This is a genomic window from Nocardioides sp. J54 (genome assembly GCF_000519005.1).
In the GTDB taxonomy this organism is placed as follows: domain Bacteria; phylum Actinomycetota; class Actinomycetes; order Propionibacteriales; family Nocardioidaceae; genus Nocardioides.
This window is the reverse complement of record NZ_JAER01000015.1, coordinates 1-19,841: the sequence shown is the minus strand read 5'-3', so window position 1 is coordinate 19,841 and position 19,841 is coordinate 1. Positions and strand designations below refer to the sequence as shown.

Annotated in this window: 17 protein-coding genes and 1 pseudogene; 7 read left to right on the top strand and 11 right to left on the bottom strand. The window is 72.7% G+C overall.

All coding sequences use genetic code 11. The features are described from left to right. Positions 1–4: 4 nt before the first annotated feature. From NOCJ54_RS25440 to NOCJ54_RS28260, 4 genes are all read right to left on the bottom strand, one after another. A complete protein-coding gene (locus tag NOCJ54_RS25440) occupies positions 5–475 on the bottom strand; it encodes a hypothetical protein (protein ID WP_036517708.1) in 471 nt (156 codons plus the stop codon). Continuing rightward, a complete protein-coding gene (locus NOCJ54_RS0112030; protein WP_028655697.1) occupies positions 472–1,644 on the bottom strand; it encodes a tyrosine-type recombinase/integrase in 1,173 nt (390 codons plus the stop codon). The genes NOCJ54_RS25440 and NOCJ54_RS0112030 overlap by 4 nt, the downstream gene beginning before the upstream one ends. Positions 1,645–2,119: 475 nt before the next feature. Continuing rightward, on the bottom strand, positions 2,120–3,253 hold the full coding sequence (locus tag NOCJ54_RS0112025) for a hypothetical protein (RefSeq protein ID WP_028655696.1): 1,134 nt from the start codon (positions 3,251–3,253) through the stop codon (positions 2,120–2,122). A 155-nt stretch (positions 3,254–3,408) separates the two neighbouring features. Continuing rightward, positions 3,409–4,749 (bottom strand): Fic family protein, encoded by a 1,341-nt coding sequence (locus NOCJ54_RS28260; protein ID WP_198020196.1) that lies wholly within the window; start codon positions 4,747–4,749, stop codon positions 3,409–3,411. A gap of 117 nt (positions 4,750–4,866) precedes the next feature. Here NOCJ54_RS28260 and NOCJ54_RS28255 point away from each other — a divergent pair, with 117 nt between their 5' ends. The 4 genes and pseudogenes from NOCJ54_RS28255 (at position 4,867) to NOCJ54_RS29450 (ending at position 10,015) form a co-directional block, all read left to right on the top strand. Further along, a complete protein-coding gene (locus NOCJ54_RS28255) occupies positions 4,867–6,333 on the top strand; it encodes a M15 family metallopeptidase (RefSeq protein WP_157514883.1) in 1,467 nt (488 codons plus the stop codon). Between the two features lie 43 nt (positions 6,334–6,376). After that, entirely contained in the window at positions 6,377–8,899 is a 2,523-nt protein-coding gene (gene hrpB / locus NOCJ54_RS0112010; RefSeq protein ID WP_232221762.1) for an ATP-dependent helicase HrpB, read from the top strand. A 130-nt stretch (positions 8,900–9,029) separates the two neighbouring features. After that, positions 9,030–9,809 (top strand): annotated as a pseudogene (locus tag NOCJ54_RS30710) (DNA/RNA non-specific endonuclease); the annotation flags it as partial. Between the two features lie 62 nt (positions 9,810–9,871). Next, entirely contained in the window at positions 9,872–10,015 is a 144-nt protein-coding gene (locus NOCJ54_RS29450) for a hypothetical protein (RefSeq protein WP_157514882.1), read from the top strand. Here NOCJ54_RS29450 and NOCJ54_RS25425 read toward each other — a convergent pair. The 6 genes from NOCJ54_RS25425 to NOCJ54_RS25415 all read right to left on the bottom strand — a co-directional run bounded on the left by NOCJ54_RS25425 (position 9,984) and on the right by NOCJ54_RS25415 (position 14,682). Then, complete coding sequence (locus NOCJ54_RS25425; protein WP_051485779.1) at positions 9,984–10,829, bottom strand: isocitrate lyase/PEP mutase family protein; 846 nt, start codon at positions 10,827–10,829, stop codon at positions 9,984–9,986. The two genes, NOCJ54_RS29450 and NOCJ54_RS25425, sit on opposite strands and share 32 nt — an antisense overlap. Positions 10,830–11,468: 639 nt before the next feature. Then, complete coding sequence (locus NOCJ54_RS0111985) at positions 11,469–11,678, bottom strand: hypothetical protein (RefSeq protein ID WP_145725183.1); 210 nt, start codon at positions 11,676–11,678, stop codon at positions 11,469–11,471. Positions 11,679–11,738: 60 nt separating this feature from the next. Beyond that, a complete protein-coding gene (locus NOCJ54_RS0111980) occupies positions 11,739–12,140 on the bottom strand; it encodes a hypothetical protein (protein WP_028655692.1) in 402 nt (133 codons plus the stop codon). Between the two features lie 108 nt (positions 12,141–12,248). Further along, on the bottom strand, positions 12,249–12,419 hold the full coding sequence (locus NOCJ54_RS0111975; protein ID WP_157514881.1) for a hypothetical protein: 171 nt from the start codon (positions 12,417–12,419) through the stop codon (positions 12,249–12,251). Positions 12,420–12,566: 147 nt separating this feature from the next. Further along, positions 12,567–13,685: a potassium channel family protein gene (locus NOCJ54_RS25420; protein ID WP_051485778.1), complete on the bottom strand. Its 1,119-nt coding sequence runs from the start codon at positions 13,683–13,685 to the stop codon at positions 12,567–12,569. 10 nt (positions 13,686–13,695) lie between these two features. Beyond that, complete coding sequence (locus NOCJ54_RS25415; RefSeq protein WP_084255101.1) at positions 13,696–14,682, bottom strand: YihY/virulence factor BrkB family protein; 987 nt, start codon at positions 14,680–14,682, stop codon at positions 13,696–13,698. Positions 14,683–14,792: 110 nt separating this feature from the next. On the opposite strand from NOCJ54_RS25415, the gene NOCJ54_RS28250 reads away from it, so the two are divergent. Beyond that, entirely contained in the window at positions 14,793–15,929 is a 1,137-nt protein-coding gene (locus NOCJ54_RS28250) for a phosphotransferase (RefSeq protein ID WP_051485777.1), read from the top strand. On the opposite strand, the gene NOCJ54_RS0111955 is transcribed toward NOCJ54_RS28250, so the two are convergent. After that, entirely contained in the window at positions 15,917–17,290 is a 1,374-nt protein-coding gene (locus NOCJ54_RS0111955; protein WP_028655690.1) for a cation:dicarboxylate symporter family transporter, read from the bottom strand. The two genes, NOCJ54_RS28250 and NOCJ54_RS0111955, sit on opposite strands and share 13 nt — an antisense overlap. A 144-nt stretch (positions 17,291–17,434) precedes the next feature. Here NOCJ54_RS0111955 and NOCJ54_RS0111950 point away from each other — a divergent pair, with 144 nt between their 5' ends. Together NOCJ54_RS0111950 and NOCJ54_RS0111945 are read left to right on the top strand one after the other, a co-directional pair. Next, positions 17,435–19,042 (top strand): sensor histidine kinase, encoded by a 1,608-nt coding sequence (locus NOCJ54_RS0111950; RefSeq protein ID WP_028655689.1) that lies wholly within the window; start codon positions 17,435–17,437, stop codon positions 19,040–19,042. Continuing rightward, positions 19,039–19,731, top strand: coding sequence for a response regulator (locus tag NOCJ54_RS0111945; RefSeq protein WP_028655688.1), 693 nt, complete (start codon positions 19,039–19,041; stop codon positions 19,729–19,731). The genes NOCJ54_RS0111950 and NOCJ54_RS0111945 overlap by 4 nt, the downstream gene beginning before the upstream one ends. Positions 19,732–19,841: the final 110 nt, after the last annotated feature.

Here is a 19,841-nt window from a genome sequence, read left to right as displayed (position 1 = left end):
TGAGTCAGCGTCTCCTCCGTGACTTGTTCCGCGGCTGCTTCTTCGACTTACTCGTCTGCGCGAGCCGCCAGGCGCGGAGTCGTTTGCGCGCCTCCTCGATCTCCTTGTTCTGGCGGCGTGGGCTGTCGTCGCTGCCCTTGTCGTAGCCGTGGAGCAGGAGGATGACCTTCTGGCCGTGGAAGTGCACGAACAGCCGGAGCAGGATCTTTGCGGGCTTCGCCGGCTTGCTGGCGCCCGAGTCGGCGTAAAGCGCCTTGATGGTCGCTGCGTCATGCCTGACGCGGAACTCGTGGAGACCTTCGCCGAGGGCCTTCAACCAGGGCGTGCTGGCAAGTGCGATGCCGTCCTTCTCGAGGATCTCCTCGATCGCAGTCGCTAACGCTTCGAACTCGACCTCGCCGAGATCACCCATCCAGACCTCAACGGGACGCCGGCCATCGGCGTCCTCGTAGAACTCGGCGGTCCACGTGCTCACTCGGTCACCGTGCCACTCGGCTCCGACACCAAGGCCGAGAGTCGCCGCGCGATCTCGGCGTCGCGGTCGGCAGCTGCGTGCTGATAGCGCATTGCGGCGCCCGGAGTCGAGTGGCCGAGGCGACCCATCAGCTCGGCGAGAGTCGCGCCCGTCTGGGCAGCGAGGACAGCGCCGGTGTGACGGAGGTCGTGCCAGCGGAGGTCGGGGCGGCCGGCCTTCTTCCGGGCCGGGTAGTAGACCTTGTAGAGCGTCGACGGCGCCATGTGGGCGTTGCCGTCGGCGGCGGCCGGGAAGAGGAGCGCGTCCTTCCCCGAGGCGACATGATCCTTGAGGTGCGCCTTCACGACGGGGATCAGGTGCGGCGGGATGGCGACGTCGCGGACGCCCGCATCGGACTTCGGTGAGCCGACGATGAACTTGCCGCCGGCCCGGACGACCGCGCGTCGGATATTGACCCGGTTGTTGCGCAGGTCGATGTCGCCTCGGCGCAGCTCGGCGAGCTCGCCGAACCGCATGGCGCACCAGGCCACGAGCAGCGCCATCAGCTGGTAGCGGTCGGGCAGCTCCTGGACGATGGTCGCCAGCTCGTCGAGCGTTGCCGGCCGGACCTGATGGGCGCGCTTGACGTTGCCGGCGCCGCGGATGTGCGCCGGGTTGTACGGGATCAACGGCTTGGGCCGCTCCGAGGCAGCCGAGCCGAGCACCGTCCGCAGCAGGCTGTAGGCCTGCGCACGGACCGTCTCCTTGCCGGGCGCGAGGGCGTCGTACCACTTGGTGACGTCCTCGGCGGTGATCCGGTCGAGCCGCTCGTCGCCGAAGGTCGGGTAGATGTAGGTGTCGAGAAGCATCCGGTATTGCTGGCGCGTGGTTGGTCGTAGTTCGCGGCCGCGGGTCTTGCGGCCTTCGAGCCACAGGTCGCCGTAGTCGCGCAGGAGCGGGACCGAAGCGCGGGAGGCACCGCGAGCTGCCGCGTCGGGAGCCCAGACCTCCATCTGGATCTCGGCGCGCCGAGCGGCCAGCCACGCGACGGCGTCGTCCTTGGCGTCGAAGGTGACCGGAGCGCGGTAGAGGTTCCCGTCGGGGCCGGTGTACGCCGCGCGGTAGCGGCCGGACTCGCGCCGCTCGATCCGGCCGAAGCCGCGACGGGCGCTACTGGTTGCCCGACCCATCTTGTGTCCTCCCAGTGTCGCCTTTCGGGGAACATACGGGGAACAAAGGCGTCTGAACCTGTCCGAGAATGGCCTCGTCTGTCAGGCGTCAGAAGATCCCGAAAGTGCCCTCTGGCCTGCGAGTTTACGCTCGAACCAGTGTCGCCGCGAGGACCAGCGGAGGACCGCTTCTCAAAGGTTCAAACCCAGTATCGCCCACCACTGTCTTCACAGGTAACAAGCCTGATCCGAAGATGGACAGAGGGACGGAACGCCACAGGCGGTCCGTCCCTTGTTGTTTCCCCACCGCTTCTTCGTCTCGCGAACCGGCCCGGTCGCCGGCCGGCGGTCGTCATTGCTTCGGCCGCACGGCTCCGGAGGGTGTCCCCGACGTGAAGCACCCCACAAGCGGCGCACTGGCAGGTGGCGCGCCTGGTGGCAGGGTTCCGCATCGCCCCGGCTGGCCGCCGCCAACCGGCGATCCGCCGCAATGGACTCAGTTGGCCCAGGCGGTGTCGGCAAAGCCGCTGACCAGCGAGATGTCCGCCCCGTCCGCGACGACGAGCGGGCCCCGGACGATGTTCCCGGCGAGGTCGATCACGTAGAGGCCCGGCGGCTGCTCCGGGTCGTTCGCCTCGTCCCCGCCGTCGTCCCAGGTCAGGAGCACGGCGAGCCGGGTGCCGTCTGCGGAGAAGGACGGCGCGCCCCACTGCAGGTAGGCGTACTCGTGGGTGGTCAGGACCGGCGGGTAGACCCGGGTCACCGCGCCGGTGCTGATGGTGCGGATCGCGATGCCTTTGTAGCCGCCGGGTCCGTAGCTCTCGTCCGCCCAGGCCACCTTGTTGCCGTTGGCGGTGATGGTGGGGTTGGTCGGCGTACCACCCGCTGGGTCCTTGTAGACCAGCCTGGTCTTCCCGGTCTTCAGGTCGATGCGCTTGACCTTGTTGGCGGCGGCGTAAGCGACGTACCGCCGGTTGGCGCTCCACGCGAGGTCCGGCGGCATGCCGAAGTCCTTGCAGCCGCAGTTGGCCTTCACGACCTTGAGCGCCTTCTTCTTGAAGTTGTAGATGCACAGGCCGATCGGCTGGGAGCGGAAGTGCGGACCGTGCAGCGATCGCTGGCACGTGACCAGCATCGTCCTGCCGTCCCGGCTCAGCTGCGGGGAGCCGAAGGAGTGCCACCGGCGACGGGCAGGGATCGAGGCGCGGGTGAACCGCTGCAACGGCGCCGAGGCCTTCGCCCCACGGGCGACGATCACCTGGTAGCGGTATGCCCCCACCCGGACCTGCCAGGCCATCGCGTTGCCGCTGGAGGTCAGGTGGTGCTCGTAGGCCTCCCTCGACCCGCGGGTCGCGGTGAGCCGCGTCAGCCCCGTGCCATCGACCTTCACCCGGTAGACGTCTCGACCGACGATGAACCCGATCTTCGCCGGCGAGATGGCAGCCCGTGCTGCGGCGACCGGTGTGCCGGAGACCGGTGTGCTGGAGACCGGTGTGCTGGAGTTCGGCTCCCCCTGGACCGAAGCTGGCGCCGGGGTCGGAGCGGAGGTCGGGGCACCCGAAGCAGGTGTCCAGGTCGAGGCGAGCGTCAGGGCGAGGAGCGCGGTCAGGGCGCGGGTCGAGCGGCGCATGCCGCACATGCTGGCAGGAGGTTCCCTGAGCCCGCCGGTTTTTCCGAGACTTTGCCTGACTGGCCGCAGGAGCGACGCCGCCTGGGTGTCACGACTCCCGGTGGTCGCCGCGGCGGCGATGGTTGCGGCTTCCGCACGGTGCCGACTGGCGCTGCTCAGGTGCGGTGCCGCCAGCACCGCTCCCCCCGCTCCGTGACCCGGTTCCGGCAGGTTCCGTGGGCAGTCGGGCCACCGCAACGCTGCACGAGCGGCTCCGAGGCCTGCATCGCGAGGGCAGGGTGCGTCGTCCTCGGCGTGGCCTCGGCGCCGAGGACGAGCAGGTCGAGGATCGCGTCGGACTGGTAGACCGCGGCCCGGCGGTACTTGCCGGTGCCGGGCCTGACGATGCCGGCCCGGACGAGCTGCTTGACGAGGTCCTCGCCCCGGCGCGGGGTCACGTCGAGCTGCTCCGCGAGGAGTCGGGTCGTCAGCACCGGATAGTCGACCACCACGTCGAGCGCCTTGTGGAGCACGCCGTCGGCCCGGGTCCCCGCGACCACGGTCCGCCAGCGCCCGTGCAGCGCGAGGGCAGCGTCGACGAACCGGTCGGCTGCTGCGACCGCCGTGTCGAGGTAGTCCAGGAACCGGTCCACGAAGTGGTCCAGGGCCTGCTGGCGGACCTTCCGGCTACGGCCGTCGTAGCGGTAGCGCGTCAACGCCTCCACGTACCCGTCGCGGTCGTCACGGAGGGCGGTCGACAGGGGCACGACTCCCCCGTCGACCAGGCCGGCGCGCTTGAAGACGCCGTGCACCAGGGCGCGGCCGACACGACCGTTGCCGTCCTCGAACGGGTGGATCGTCTCGAACTGCGCGTGCACCAGCGCCGCCGCGACGACTGGCAGGTCGCCCGAGGTGTTGACGTAGCCGAGCAGGTCGTCGACATAGGCGTGGACCTTCTGATGGGGCGGAGCGGCGTAGTCGGCGGTGAGCGCCGTCGTCCCGCCGACCCACACCTGCGTCTGCCGGTAGCCCCGCCGGTGCCACGGCAGCAGAGCCTGGTGGATGTCCCAGATGTGCTCGTGCCTCCACGCGCCTGCTCCGAGGAGCTGGACGGCTCGCTCCATCGCCCGGGCGTTCTTCGTGACCTGCTGCGCCACGTGGGCCGAGGTGCCATCGGCGCGCAGGGACTCGTCACGGGCGCGGAGGTGGGCGAAGGCCACGTCCCGCGCGGTGGCGTGGATGCCTTCGATGAACGACGACGAGATGGACTCCGAGCGCAGCGCCGTCGTGTACAGCACCGGGAACGGGTTCGCCCGCAGCCGGTCCCCGAGTCGTTGCAGCGCCGCGGTGGTGTCCGCGGCATGCTCGACGACGTGGCTGCTGAGCTCGTTGCGGGCAGCGGCGCCGCCCGGGGCGAGCTCGTCCGGGTGGTAGCGCAGGTAGCTGCCGCCGCGACGTTCCGCCCTCGACGTCGCGGCGTAGTCGGGTTCGACCTGCACGCGTTCCCACCGAGCCACCACCGACACCTCCGACCACGAAGGATATCACTATGATCCTTCGGTCACGCCGGGATGGAGCCCTTCGAAAGACGGTGAACGGGTCAAGCCCCGGCCGGCCGACCCGATGGGAGACACGTGACTGCTCCCGCTCGCATTCCCCGTGTCCGCGTCAGCACGCCCCGACCGCTGGGGCTCGTGGCGGTCCTCGCCGCCGTGGCGGCGATCGCGTCGCTGGCGCCGACCGCCTCTGCCGCGGCGCCCGCTCTCCCGACCGCCCAGGCCGGCCCGCACCCGGCGGTCACCGTTGGTACGGCGTCGGGCGCCGACGACCCTGCGGACCCGGACGTGCCCGAGCTGGTTCCCGTGACCATCGAGTCCTCCGGCCCGGTGCGGGCTTACACGGACCGGGTGGCCTCCATCGACTTCGCCGTCGCGGCTGACGGCGCTCCCCTGGCCGGCGTGGCGGTGGTCGTCGAGCGGCGGGATGCGGACGGGGCGTGGCGGCCGGTGGCGACGCTCGCCTCCGACGTGGCCGGTCAGGTGCGGTTCTCCCGCAAGGCGGCCGCCGGCACGACGAGGTTCCGCGCGAGCACCGCCGCGAGCGCGACCCACACCGCGGCACAGTCCGAGGTGGTCACGGTGACGGGCGTCGCCGCACCGACCACGATCAGGCTGACCGGGCCGACGAAGGTGGTCGACGAGAAGGCCGTCGTCCTGAAGGTCGCGTGGGTCGCGAAGGACGGCAGGGCAGTGACCGGCTCGGCCCGCCTCGAGTCGTCGGCCGCCGGAGCAGCGTGGCGGCTCGTGAAGACCGTGGCAGTGCGGTCGGGTGCCGCGAAGGTGACCGTCAGGCCGCGCGTCACCACGCGCTACCGCCTGGTCGGCGTCGGGACCCGCACCCACGCAGCCGACACGTCGACGGCGCACAAGGTGGTGAACCTGCCTCCGGGCGCGGTGGTGTCGCTGCCGAAGGGTGCGCCCCGGCCCCGCGTGAGCCTGCCCGCCCAGCCACGGGCCGTCGGGTCGGGCCTGAACGCGACGGTGTCCCGGATCCCCGACAAGGTGTGGCGAAGCATGGTGGGCCGCTCGTGGCACGCGGGCTGCCCCGTCGGCCGCGCGTCGCTGCGGCTCGTCCGGCTGAACTACTGGGGGTACGACGGCTACCGCCACCGCGGCGAGCTGGTCGTGCACAGCGCCATCGCGGGCAAGACCGTGCACGCCTTCAGGAAGCTCTACGCCGGGCGGTTCCCCATCCGGTCGATCTACCGCGTCGACAGGTTCGGCTACTCCGGGCGGCTCAACGGCGCCGACGACTACGCCTCGATGGCGGCGGGCAACACGTCTGCCTTCAACTGCCGCGGCGTCGTCGGGAACCCCTCGGTGCGCAGCCCGCACGCAGGCGGCAGGTCGATCGACATCAACCCGTGGGAGAACCCGTACCGCTCGCGTGCGGACGGCTGGGTCCCCAACGGCTGGTGGGTCGGGCGGTCGCACCCGAGGTTCGCGTGGCGCAGCTCCTCGCACGGGGTCGTCCGGGCCATGAACGCGGCCGGTTTCAGGTGGACCTACGGCGTGGCGGACGCCCACCACTTCGCCGGCTGACCACCCTCGACCGCCGGGAAGGCGGGTCCGGCACACTGCTGGGGTGTCCGACCCGCTGCGCAGCCTGCTCGCCGCGCCGCCGGACCTCCCCGTCACCGCAGGCCTGGCCGCCGTCACCGACGCGCTCCGCGGCCACGGGGTCGCGGTCGTCCACGCACCACCCGGCACCGGCAAGACCACGCTGGTCCCGCCCGCGGTCGCCGGCGCGGTCCCCGGCCGGGTCGTCGTCACCCAGCCCAGCCGCATCGCAGCCCGCGCCGCAGCCCGCCGGCTGGCCCACCTGCTCGGTGAGCCCGTCGGCGAGACGGTCGGGTACGCCGTACGCGGGGACCGCCGGTCCGGCCGGCACACCCGGGTCGAGGTCGTCACCACGGGCCTCCTCCTGCGGCGCATCCAGAGCGACCCGGAGCTGGCCGGCGTCGGCGCCGTCGTCCTCGACGAGGTGCACGAGCGCCACCTCGACGCCGACCTGACGCTGGCGCTGCTCCTCGACGTCCGCGCGAACCTGCGCGACGACCTCGCCCTCGTCGCGATGTCGGCCACCATCGAGGCCGAGAAGACAGCACGGCTCCTGGCGGGCGCCCCGGTGGTCAGCGTCCCGGGCGCCCTCCACCCGGTCCAGGAGGTGTGGTCTCCCCCGCCGGCAGGTGTGCGCCGCACCGACGACCGCGGGATCACCCCGGCCCTCCACGACCACGTCGCCACGACGGTGCGGCGTGCGCTCGCCGAGCACGAAGGTGACGTCCTCGTGTTCGTGCCGGGCGTGGCCGAGGTCGACGCCACGGTACGACGACTGGCCGGCGTCGACGCGGACGTGCACGCCCTGCACGGGCGGCTCCCCGGGGCCGATCAGGACCGCGCGCTCCGCGAGGGACCCCGCCGCCGCGTCGTCGTGTCGACCGCCGTGGCCGAGTCGTCGCTGACGGTGCCCGGCGTCCGCGTCGTGGTGGACGCCGGGTTCTCCCGCGAGCCCCGCACCGACCACCGGCGCGGTCTGGCGTCGCTGGTCACCGTGACGGTGAGCCGGGCCGCCGCCGAGCAGCGGGCCGGACGTGCCGGCCGGCTGGGACCGGGAGCGGTGCTGCGGTGCTGGTCGGAGGCCGAGCACGCCCACCTGCCCGCCCATCCCGAGCCCGAGATCGCGACCGCGGACCTGACCGCCTTCGCCCTCGAGGTGGCCTGCTGGGGCACCCACGACGTGCGGGACCTCGCGCTCCTCGACCAGCCCCCGCCGCACGCCCTGGCGACGGCCAGGCAGGTGCTCGTCGACATCGGCGCCATGACCGAGGACGGGAAGGCGACGCCGCGCGGGCGGCTGATCGCGGGCGTGCCCACGGACCCCCGGTTGGCGCGCGCCCTCGTCGACGGCGCCGGGCTCGTCGGCGCGAGGCGGGCCGCGGAGGTGGTCGCGATGCTCAGCGAGGACGTGCGCGCCCCGGGCGCCGACATGGTCGCCGCGCTCCGGTCGCTGCGCGCCGGCCACCGGGCAGGTGCGTGGCGCACCCAGGTCACCCGGCTCCAGCAGGTCGTCGAGGGCCACGACTCCCCTGCCCCGGCCACGGACCGCGGCCGGGCGCTCACCGACGACGTGGCGGTCGGCCTCGTCGTGGCCCTCGCCCACCCGGACCGTATTGCCAGCAAGCGTGCCGGCACCTCCAGCTACCTGATGGCGTCCGGCACCGGCGCGGCGCTCGACCCCCGCGACCCCGGACCGCTGACCGGGCTGGAGTGGCTCGCAGTCGGCGACGCGGACCGGCGCCCCGGGGAGCGTGAGGCCAGGATCCGGACCGCGGCACCTCTGACGGAGGACCTGGCGCTGGAGGCTGCGGGGTCGCGGTGGCGCGAGGTGGACGAGGTCAGCTGGACCGACGGGCGGGTGCTGGCCCGGCGCCGCATCCTGCTGGGCGCGATCGAGCTCAGCTCGCTCCCCCTCAGCGATCCCCCGGCGCAGGCCGTGACCGAGGCGATCCGCGGAGCCCTCGCGGACGAGGGACTCTCCCTGCTGACCTGGTCCGACGCCGCCACCGCCCTGCGCGCCCGCCTCGACTTCCTGCACCGCGCGCTCGGTGCCCCGTGGCCCGACGTGGGTGACGCTGCCCTGACGGAGGACCTCGACGCATGGCTCGGCCCGCAGCTGGCGCACGTCCGCTCGGCCCAGGACCTCCGCCGCATCGACGTCGCCGCCGCGTTGCGGACACTCCTGCCGTGGCCCGAGGCCGGCCGGCTCGACGAGCTCGCCCCCGAGCGGGTGCAGGTCCCGAGCGGGTCGACCGTGCGGATCGACTACTCCGCCGACCAGCCGGTGCTCGCCGTACGCCTGCAGGAGGTCTTCGGCTGGACCGACGTGCCGGTCCTCGCCGACGGCAGTGTGCCGCTCCTGCTGCACCTGCTCTCCCCCGCCCAGCGCCCCGCCGCGGTGACCGCCGACCTGGACTCCTTCTGGGACACCGGCTACCCGTCCGTCCGTGCCGACCTGCGCGGTCGCTACCCGCGGCACCCGTGGCCCGAGGACCCCCGCACCGCGCCGGCGACACGGCGCGCCAACCGGCCGCGCCCGCGGGGCTGAGGCACCCGGAACCGGTGTCCGGTCCAGACTTCCCCAAACCTGAGGTGTCCGCGGCCGCGGCGGACGGCCACCATGGGAGGAGGTCGGGTCGGCGACCGCCGGCGCGACGTCGAGAGCCTGGGAGCCCCGGATGTGCGAAGACGCAGCACCGGTCGGCGGAGAGCTCCTGCCGCCGTACGACGCCGGGTCGTCGACGCCCGCGCGCGGACACTGCGGCGACCGGGCGCCCGCCGACGACGCGGCCTATCCGCCGGCGGACGCGGACGTCGACCACCTCGCCACGAGGCACGGACCGTTCGCGCCGACCTACGACCCGGACTTCCTCGGCCCGCGGATCGACGTCCCGGCGGACGAGGCCGACGACTCGCTGGTCGTGGACGGATCGGCCGTCATCCCCTACACCCACTTCTGCCTGGCCCTGAGCGCGTCGCGACGGCTGCCGCGCTGGGCGGCCTGGAACATCGACGGGGCCAGCCTGAAGACCACCGGGCGCGTCGACTTCTACCTCGAGCCACGGGTCCCCCGCGAGCAGCAGGTCGGCAACGAGGCCTACCGCGACAACGACCTCGACCGCGGGCACATCGCCCGGCGCGCGGACCTCGTCTGGGGCCCGGACGAGGAGGCGATCCGGGCCAGCAACCAGTCGTTCGCCTACACGAACATCGCGCCGCAGATGGACGACTTCAACCAGAGCCGCATGTGCGGGCTGTGGGGCGACCTCGAGGACGCGCTGCTGCACGAGGACACGCTGCGCGGCGGTCGGGCCAGCGTCGTCGCCGGTCCGGTCCTCGCCGACGACGACCCGCCGTACCGGGACGGGACCGTCCACCTCCCCCGCGCGTACTTCAAGGTCATCGCCTACGTCATGGGCGACGACGAAACGGCCGAGCTCCGCACCCGGGTCTTCCTGCTCGACCAGAACCTCGACGGGCTCCGTCCGGCCACGCGCTGGACGAGTTCCGGGTCCGGCCGGTGCCGCTGGCCGACGTGGCCGCCCGGACCCGCCTGGCCTTCGACCCGGTCCTGCACGCCGCCGACGACCGCACCTCACGCAGCCGCAGCATCGTGGCGGCCGAGCCCCGGTTCATCGACGACGTGGACCAGGTGCACTGGTAGGCAAGCCCTTGCCGCGTCGGGCACCGAACATCGCGTCGACGTCGTCCAGGCCGGTGAACCGCGTGGCCGTGCCCGAGTCCGCCAGCTCCCGGGCGGCGGCGAGGAAGCCGGTCCAGGCGGTGCGGGCGAGCGTGCCGCCGACGCTGATCCGCCGCACGCCCAGGGCGGCGGCCTCGGTGACGGTCGTGAACGGGCTGTTGATCAGGAGGTTGACGGGCTTCGGCGCGACGGCGGCGACCACGGCCGCGACCTGCTCGACGGTGGAGAGCCGCGGCGCGTAGAGGCAGTCCACCCCGGCCTCCGCGTAGGCCTGCAGCCGGCGGATGGTGTCGTCGATGTCGGACCTGCCGACCACGAAGCCCTCCGAGCGCCCCGTCAGCAGGACGCCGGTGCCAGACTCGTCGATCGCCTGGCGGGCCGCCAGGATGCGCTCGACGCAGAGGTCGAGCGCCAGGAGCGGCTCGTCGGGGTCCCCGGACGCGTCCTCGATGGAGAGACCAGCGATCCCCGTCGTCACGGCGCGGGCGACGTTGGCTCGAACGTGCTCGGGCTCGACGGCGAAGCCGTCCTGGAAGTCGGCGTTGACCGGCACGGCCACCGCCGCGGCCACCGCCTCGAGGTGGGACAGCGACTGCTCGAGGCTGATGTGGTTGTCGGCGAGGCCGAGGGACCAGGCCGCCCCGGCACTCGTCGTGGCCAGCGCGGGGAACCCGAGCTGCTCCAGCACCCGGGCGGTCCCGGCGTCCCAGGGGTTCGGCATCACGAAGCAACCCGTGGCGTGCAGGTCGCGGAAGGTCGCGGTTCGGGAGTCCATGGGGCACCTCCGGGGCTGACGGTCACCGGGCGGCAGCGACCACGGCGCTGCCGCACCTCCTCATCATGGTGCGCCCTGCGCGGGTCCCGCGCGACCTCTCGAGCCGGACGTCCCGAGTCCTTGGCAAAGAAATTTCTGGTGACTTCTCACCGGCAGATCAGCGGTCCTACGCTGAACCGCTCCTCGGGGGAACCCTCCCTCGACACCGGCCCGGCACGCACGGCGATCGCGCTGTGGGACAGCGACCACCGTGCTCGGCTCGGCTGTGGGGAACCCAGCCCTGGACGGCGTCGAGGGAGGAGGTCTCCGTGCCTTGTGCCGGAGGCTACCGGTGACGGACGGCCGGGGCATGGATCTTCGCGCGATGGCAGGGCGTCCTCGCAGCGCGTGGCCACTCGAGGGGGCTCTCGAGGCCCGCGGCCCGACGCGAAGGCCCCGGGCCACCCCCTCGCCGAAAAACACCGGACGCCCCGCCCTGCGGGGCATGCAGGACGGGGCGTCGACGTGCCCGGCGGTTGTGGGGTTCGCCGGGCACCTGTGGTTGGGGAACCGCGGCCGACGCTAGTGGGTCCGGCACCCTCCGCGGGCGGAAATCAGCACATATCCGGAAAACGAAGGACGTGATCTACGCGACCCCGGTCACCCGTAGGCAGAGCCGGTGTTCGGCTGGCTCTTGATGGGGCGCAGGTTGCCGGCGGGGAGCCACTCCATGACCATCCGACCCTCCCGGTCGGCGTACAGGACGTAGCCCTCCCAGCCCTTCTCCCCCGACCGCCACTCGAGCACCAGGCCGGGCAGCTCGGACGGCACGAAGGCCGGCCGCACCCACACGTGTCGCACCCCCGCCATGAGCACCAGAATAGAACATCTGTTCGAGCGCCGGCAGGCGGATGGTGCGACGCGGGTCGGTCAGTTCTGGCGGCTCGGGTCGGTGATCGGGTCGTCGAGCGCGTCGGTCGGCGAGGCCTGATCGTCGAGGTCACCGACCGGGCGCGGGTACGACGGCTCGGACTGCCCGCCCGAGGACTGGCGACGGCCGTAGGCGAAGATCGCGCCGCCGAGCGCCATCAACGCGCCGAGGAACAGCAGCTTGCGTCCGCGGTGGCTCTTCTGCGTCGTCGGCAGGTGCTCGGCGACCTTGCTCGGCAGTCGGTCCACGACGGTGTCCGGAACGCGGTCGGCTGCGGCGTGCACGGCCGACCCGACCTTCGGCACGACGACCGTCTCGACAATGCCCCGGAGGTCGTCCGCGACGTCCCGGAGGTCGTCGGCGAGGCCGTGGGCGAGGTCGTTGGTGGCGCTCTTGCTCATGTCTTTCCTCCCGCGTTGGTTCAGGTTCGCCAAGGCGGTACCCGAAGCCCGGAGGTCAACCCTGTGACCGGCGGTCCGGTCGGAGCGCGAGCGGAGCGGCCGGAGGGCTCAGCTGGCGGCGAGGGTGGGGTCCCCGGCGCACTCGTTGCACTTCGTGCGGCGCTCGTTGCGCTCCGGCGGCTCGCCGACGAGTCGGCGGTACCACAGCGTCTGCTCGGTGCGGCGGTCGCAGCGCGGGCACCAGTCGTGTCTCACCCACGGTCCGAAGTCCTTCCCCATGACGCACAGCATGGCGGCTGCACGGCGCGGTGTCGCCCTCCGGACGGGCGTTCATGGCCGTGTCGGGCGAGGTCTGCACGATCGACGTCGGCCGGCCTGGTCCCGACGAACCATCGATCCCGGCCGAGGTCCCGGCCGGGTCCCGGGTCAGTCCTCCCGGTCGGCGGCGAAGTCCTCGTTGTGGGTGCCGGGACGGGGCGCCCAGGGCAGCTCCTTCGCCGGCCGTACGACGATGAGCCGGTCCCCGCGGGCCAGCAGCGTCACCACGGGGTCGAAGTAGCGGTAGACCTTCTCGTCGCGGACCACCGCGATCACTTGGTCGGGCAGCGACTGCGGCGGCATCCCGACCTCGTTGACCAGCAGCTCCCGCTCGGCGACCTCGAGGCCCTCGCCGTAGGTCAGCAGGTCCTCCATCACGGTGCCGAGTGTCGGCGACAGGGTGGAGAGGCCGAGCAGCCGGCCGACGGCGTCGGAGGAGGTGATGACGGAGTCGGCGCCGGACTGGCGCATCAGCGGCGCGTTCTCCTGCTCGCTGACCGCGGCGACGATCCAGGCGTCCGGGTTGAGCTGGCGCACGGTGAGCGCGGCCAGCACGTTCGAGTCGTCGCGGCCGGTGGTGATGATGACCTGGTCGGCCTCGGCGACCCCGGCCCGGTGCAGCACGCCGCGGCGGGTGGCGTCGCCGGTGACGACCGCGAGGTTGTCCGCGTGCGCGTCGGCGAGCGCGACCGGGCTCGGGTCGACGACCACGACCTGCTCGCGCTTGAGTCCGTTGTTGACCAGGGTCTCCACGGCACTGCGGCCCTTGGTCCCGTAGCCGATCACCACGACGTGGTGTCCCATGTGCTTCCTCCATCGGGCGATGCGGAAAAGTTCGCGGCCGCGCTGTGCGAGCACCTCGAGCGTCGTGCCGATGAGGAGCACGAGGAAGCCGATGCGCGCCGGGGTGATGACGAAGGCGTTGACCATCCGCGCGGGGTCGGTGACCGGCGCGATGTCGCCGTACCCGGTCGTGCTCAGGGTGACGGTCGTGTAGTAGATCGCGTCGATGAACGACACGGTCCCCATCGGGTTCTCCGCGGTCGCGTCGCTGGAGTCGCGGTAGCCCTCGCGGTCGAGGTAGACGACCAGCACCGTGCCGACGAGGATCGCCAGCGCCGCGAGCAGGCGGCGGCCCAGCTCCCACCACGGCGAGCGGGTGCGCTCCGGCAGGGCGACCCGCCCCACGGAGGGGGTCTTCGCCGGCGGTCCTGACAGGTCACCCACGGCCCGGAACCTACTCCACCGGCTCGGGCGGACGACGGAGGAGGCGGGCCATGAGCTCCCGGCGTGCCCGCTGGGTGGTCTCCTGGGGGAACACCTCGTCGAACGCCGCGTTGACACCCGCCCCGATCAGCACGGCCAGGGCCGCGATGTAGAGCCAGATCAGGATCGCGATCGGCGCGGCGAGCGGGCCGTAGATGGAGTGGGAGTCCTGGGCGGTGACGGTGAGCACCCAGCGGAGCAGGTAGGAGCCGCCGATCCAGCTGACCAGGGAGAAGGTCGCGCCCGGGAGGTTGAAGCTCCAGCGGGTCCGCACCGGCACCGAGACGTGGTAGAGCGTGGCCAGGAAGCAGATGCAGATCACGACCACCAGCGGCCAGTAGAACCCCATGAGGAACTCGGCGCGGTTCGGCAGCCAGGAGCGCACCAGCTTGGGCCCGGCGACGACCAGCGGCAGCGTGATCGCGCCCGTGATGACGGCGAGGATGTAGAGCACGAAGGACAGCGCCCGGGTCTTCACGATCCCCCGGTGCCCACCGAGCCCGTGCATGATCGTGATGGTGTCGACGAAGACGTTCAGCGCCCGTGAGCCCGACCAGAGCGCGAGCACGAAGCCGAGCGAGATCACGTCGAACCGACCGCCGCGCAGCACGTCGTCCATCGTCGGGACGATTACGCGGTTGACCGCGGTGTCGGTGAGGAACGTCGAGAACAGGTCGATGACGGCTCGTCGTACCTCCTCGACCTGGGCGGCCGTGAAGCGGTCGGTCACGTAGCCCACGCCGCCCGCGAGGGCGAAGATCAACGGTGGCACGGACACCACGGCGAAGAACGCGCCCTCGGCGGCGAGGCCGGTCACGCGGTAGCGCAGGCACGAGCCGACGGTGGTGACGATGAGCCGCCACACGAGGTGGGCGAAGTGCCGGACGGGTCGCGGGACCCGCTCCACGGCCGTCCGGAGGTACGACGGCCGGGCCTCGGTCCCGGGATCCTCCGCCATGGGTTGCACGCTATCCGCCGCGACGCCCTCGCCCGGGGACCCCGACGGGCCTAGAGTCGAGGAAGTCGGGTGATCTCGGTCGCCCGCCCTGCTCCACCCGGGAGGTCGCCGTGCACGATCGCACCGCCCTCGGCGCGGCCGACGTGCCCGACGCCACCCTCGCCGCGATGGTCGCCGCCCTGCACGACGCCGGCGACGCCCCGGTGGCGCTGCTGCGCTCGTACGCGGAGGTCGTGGACTACGACCTGGACGCCATCACGACGGGCGGCCGCTGGTGGGTGCGCGGGGAGGCATCGGTCGAGGGGCACGAGCGTGAGTTCGCGTTCTTCGTGAAGCTCGTGCACGACTGGGAGCGCTCCCCGCTGTTCCTCCAGGTGCCCGCCGAGGTGCGGGCGTGGGCGGCCGGGAAGGTGCCCTGGCGCACCGAGGCCCGGGTCTACCGCTCCGACCTCGCCGACGCGCTCCCCGAGGGGCTGGCGCTCCCCCGCGCGCTGGGGGTCCACGACATCGACGACGGCTCGTACGCCCTGTGGCTTGAGGCGGTCCCGGTCGTCGACGCCGCGTGGGACCTCGACCGCTACCGCCGCGCCGCCCACCTGCTCGGCCGGTTCGCGGCAGCGCCCGGCGTCCGCGCCGTGGCGGAGGCCGGCGGGGCGGAGTGGACGATCGCGAAGTACCTCGAGGGCCGGCTGGCCCACCAGGTGCTGCCGGTCCTGGGCGACCCGGCGACCTGGGCGCACCCGCTCGTCGCCGACGCGTTCGCCGACCTGCGGCCGCGGATGCTGGCGGCACGGGACCGGCTTCCCGAGCTGGGCGCCGAGCTGTCGGCGGCGCCGGTGCTGGCCGGGCACGGCGACGCGTGCCCGAACAACCTGCTGGTGCGCGCGGACCGCGACGGCTTCACGCTCATCGACTTCGGGTTCTTCATGGCGCTGCCGGTCGGCTTCGACCTCGGCCAGCTGCTCGTCGGCGACGTCCAGGTCGGCCGGCGCAGCGCCGAGGACCTGGCGGAGCGGGACGAGGCCTGCCTCGCGGCGTACGTCGACGGCCTGGCCGCCGAGGGCGTCGAGGCCGACCTCGCCGCCGTACGACGGACGCACGCCCTGCAGCTGCTGGCGTTCTCCGGCCTCTCGGCGATCCCGTTCGAGCACCTCGACGCCGAGCCCACGGACGCGCTGCGGGCGATGGCAGCCACCAGGGCCGCCATCGCCCGCCACTCGCTGGACCTGCTCGATCAGACCGGCTGAGGCTCCTTCTCGAGCCGGTCCGGCTGGCCGGCTGCCTGGTCCGGGCCGTGGTCGTCGACCATCGTGGTCTCGTCGAACGGGTCGTCACCGGACAGCGCTCGCGCCATCTGGCCACGGTCGATGCTGCCGGTCCAGTGACCGACCAGCACGGTGCCCACCGCGTTGCCGGCGAAGTTGGTGAGCGCGCGCGCCTCGGACATGAACCGGTCGATGCCGACGATCAGGCCGACGCCGTCGACGAGCTCGGGGCGGTGCGACTGCAGGCCTCCGGCGAGGACCGCGAGGCCGGAGCCGGTGACGCCGGCGGCGCCCTTGGCGGCGATCATCATGAACAGCAGCAGCGAGACCTGCTCGCCGATCGCGAGTGGGCTGCCGACGGCCTCGGCGATGAAGATCGACGCCATCGTCAGGTAGATGGCCGTGCCGTCGAGGTTGAACGAGTAGCCGGTCGGGACGACCACGCCGACGGTGGTCTTGTCGACGCCGGCGTGCTCGAGCTTGGCGATCGCCCGCGGCAGGGCGGACTCCGAGGAGGAGGTGGCGAGGATCAGCAGGAACTCGCGGCCCAGGTAGCGCAGCAGCGAGAAGATGTTGATGCCGGTGGTGACCTTGAGCAGCAGGCCGAGGACCACGAAGACGAACAGCACGCAGGTGATGTAGAAGCCGATCATCAGCACGGCGAGGCTCTTCAGCGCGTCCATGCCGCCCTGGCCGGTGACCGCCGCCATCGCGCCGAACGCGCCGACGGGCGCGGCCCACATGATCATGCCGAGCAGGCGGAAGACGAGGCGCTGCAGGTGGCCGACCACGGTGAGCACCGGGGTGCCGGCCGCGCCCATCCGCTGCAGGGCGAAGCCGACGAGGAGTGCGACCAGGAGGGTCTGCAGGACGCTGCCGCTGGTGAGGGCGGAGAACAGCGAGTCCGGGATGATGCCGAGCAGGAAGGCCGTGGTGTCGGCGTGGCCCTCGGCCGCCTTCTCCTGCGCGATCGCGGCGCCGTCGGCGGTGACCTTGAGGCCGTCGCCCGGGTGCAGCACGTTGCCGACGACCATGCCGATCGTCAGCGCCACGGTCGACATCACGAGGAAGTAGCCGAGCGCGAGGCCGCCGACGCGACCGACCTTCGCCGCACTCGCCACGGAGCCGACGCCGAGCACGATGGTGCAGAAGATGATCGGCTGGATCATCATCTTGATCAGGTTGACGAAGCCCTCGCCGAGCGGCTTGAGCTCGAGCGCGAACGACGGGAAGGCCAGCCCGGTCGCGATGCCGAGCAGGACGGCCCCGATGACCGCGAGGTAGAGGTAGTGGGTGGCGCGCGAGCCGCTCCTCGGCTGCGTGCCTGCTGTGGTGGTGCTCATCGGTCCTCCTGGCCGGGTTTCTCCCGCCCCGTCGGGGCGTCCGTGCGCCACTCTCCGCGGGATCGGTCGCGAGGTCACCGTTGTGTTCGTTGTGTTCGTGGCACAGGTCACAGGGCGCGGGCAGCGCTGGGTGAGAATGGCCGGGTGCTCCGCAACCGGCTGTTCCGCGACCGCCCGGTCGCGCGCCAGGTGCTCCTGCTGCAGGTCGGCACGGTGCTGCTGCTGGTCGTGGTCGGCATCCTGCTGGCGTCGTACGACGCCCGGCGGGACGCACGCAGCCGGGCGACCCAGCAGGCGGTGGCGGTCGCGCAGACGATCGCCGACGCCCCGACCGTGCGCACGGCGCTGCGCTCCCCCGACCCGACGGCGACGCTGCAGCCGCTGACCGAGGAGGTCCGCCGCGACACCGACACCGACTTCATCGTGGTGATGCAGCTCGACGGCACCCGCTACACGCACCCGGACCCGGGGCAGATCGGCCGCACCTTCGTCGGCGACCTGGGCACCGCGCCGGCGGGCGAGGTCTTCACGCAGGAGTACACCGGCACGCTCGGTCCGTCGGTGCGCTCGGTCGTGCCCGTCGAGGACGGCGGCGAGGTGGTCGCGCTGGTCTCCGTCGGCATCACGGTCAGCGACATCAACCGCGGCCTGCGCCGCGACGTGGGCGTCGTGGTGCTGTGCGGCGGGCTCGTGCTGCTCGTCGGAATGACGGGCGCGTGGCTGCTCAGCCGGCGGCTGCACCGGCTCACCCACGGGATGGGCGAGCGGGAGCTCGCGCGGATGTACGAGTACTACTCCGCCGTCCTGCACTCGGTGCGCGAGGGCCTGCTGCTGCTCGACGGCGACGGGCGGGTGCAGCTGGTGAACGACGAGGCGCGGCGGCTGCTGGACCTCCCCGACGACGTCGTCGGCAGGCCGGTCGAGGAGCTCGGCCTGGCCCCTGGCCTGGTGGCCGCGGCCCGCGGCCGCACCGCCGAGTCCGACGACCTCTACCTCGCCGGCGAACGCATCCTCGTCGTCTCCTCCGCGCCGGCCCAGTGGGACGGTCGCGACGTGGGGGCGGTGGTGACCCTGCGCGACCACACCGAGCTGCGCTCGGTCACCGGTGAGCTCGAGGTGGTCCGCCGGTTGACCGAGTCGCTGCGCTCGCAGAACCACGAGTCCGCCAACCGCCTGCACACGGTGGTGTCGCTCATCGAGATGGGCCGCGCGCAGGACGCGGTCGACTTCGCGACGGAGGAGCTGCACGTCGCCCAGCTGCTCACCGACCGCGTCGTCAGCGCCGTCGACGACCCCGTCGTCGCCGCGCTGCTGCTCGGCAAGTCGTCCGAGGCCGCCGAGCAGGGCGTGGAGCTGCGGATCGAGGGCGAGCTGCCCGCGGACGCGTCCTTCCCGCCCCGCGACCTGGTCACCGTGCTGGGCAACCTCGTCGACAACGCCCTCGACGCCGTGGCCGACCACGAGCCGCGCGTCGTGCTGGTGCGGCTCTCCGGGGACGCGCACCGACTCCAGGTCGACGTCGAGGACAGCGGTCCCGGGCTGGACGACGACGCTGCGGCGCGCGTGCTCGACCGCGGCTGGACCACCAAGGCCGAGCCGGGCACCGGCCGGGGCCTGGGCCTGGCGCTGGTGGTCCAGGCTGCGCGGCGCAACGACGGCGACGTGGCGATCGGCCGCTCCGACCTGGGCGGTGCGCGGTTCAGCGTCGTGCTGCGCGACAAGGAGCCTGCCGGGCGAGGGACGGCGCCATGACCGTGCGGGTGCTGGTCGTCGAGGACGAAGAGCTCGCAGCGGAGGCGCACGCGTCGTACGTCGAGCGGGTGCCGGGCTTCGAGCTGGCCGGCGTCGCCCGGTCGGCCCGGGATGCCGTGCGCGAGCTCGACGCCGCGCGCGACGCCGGGCGGCCGGTCGACCTCCTGCTCCTCGACATGAACCTCCCCGACGGCCACGGCCTCGGGCTGCTGACCGGCCTGCGCGCCGCCGGCCACCTCTGCGACGTCATCGCCGTGACCGCCGCCCGCGACACCCGGGTGGTGCGGCAGGCCGTCGTGCAGGGTGTGGTGCTCTACCTGCTCAAGCCGTTCACGTTCGCGTCCTTCCGCGCCAAGCTCGAGCAGTACGCCGAGTACCACGCCCGCCTCGACGCCGCACCCGACGAGGTCCTGCAGGACGAGGTCGACCAGCTGCTCGGGTCCCTCCGTCCCGCCGGCAGCGCTCCGCTGCCCAAGGGGATGAGCCCCGAGACCCTGCGCGCCGTGACGACCGCGCTGCGCGAGGCCGACGGGGAGCTGTCGGCCAGCGAGGTCGCCGCCCTCGTCGGCGCCTCCCGCGTCACCGCCCGCCGCTACCTCGAGCACCTCGCCGACCAGGGCCTGGCCGACCGCGGGGTCCGCTACGGCACCGGCGGCGGCCGCCCGGAGGTCAGCTACAGCTGGCGTTGACGAGCCCGCCCGGTCGTTGAGGTGCGACGAGCGCCAGCGACGTCTGCCGCCCGGTGGTTGAGGTGCGACGAGCGCCAGCGACGTCTGCCGCCCGGTGGTTGAGGTGCGAC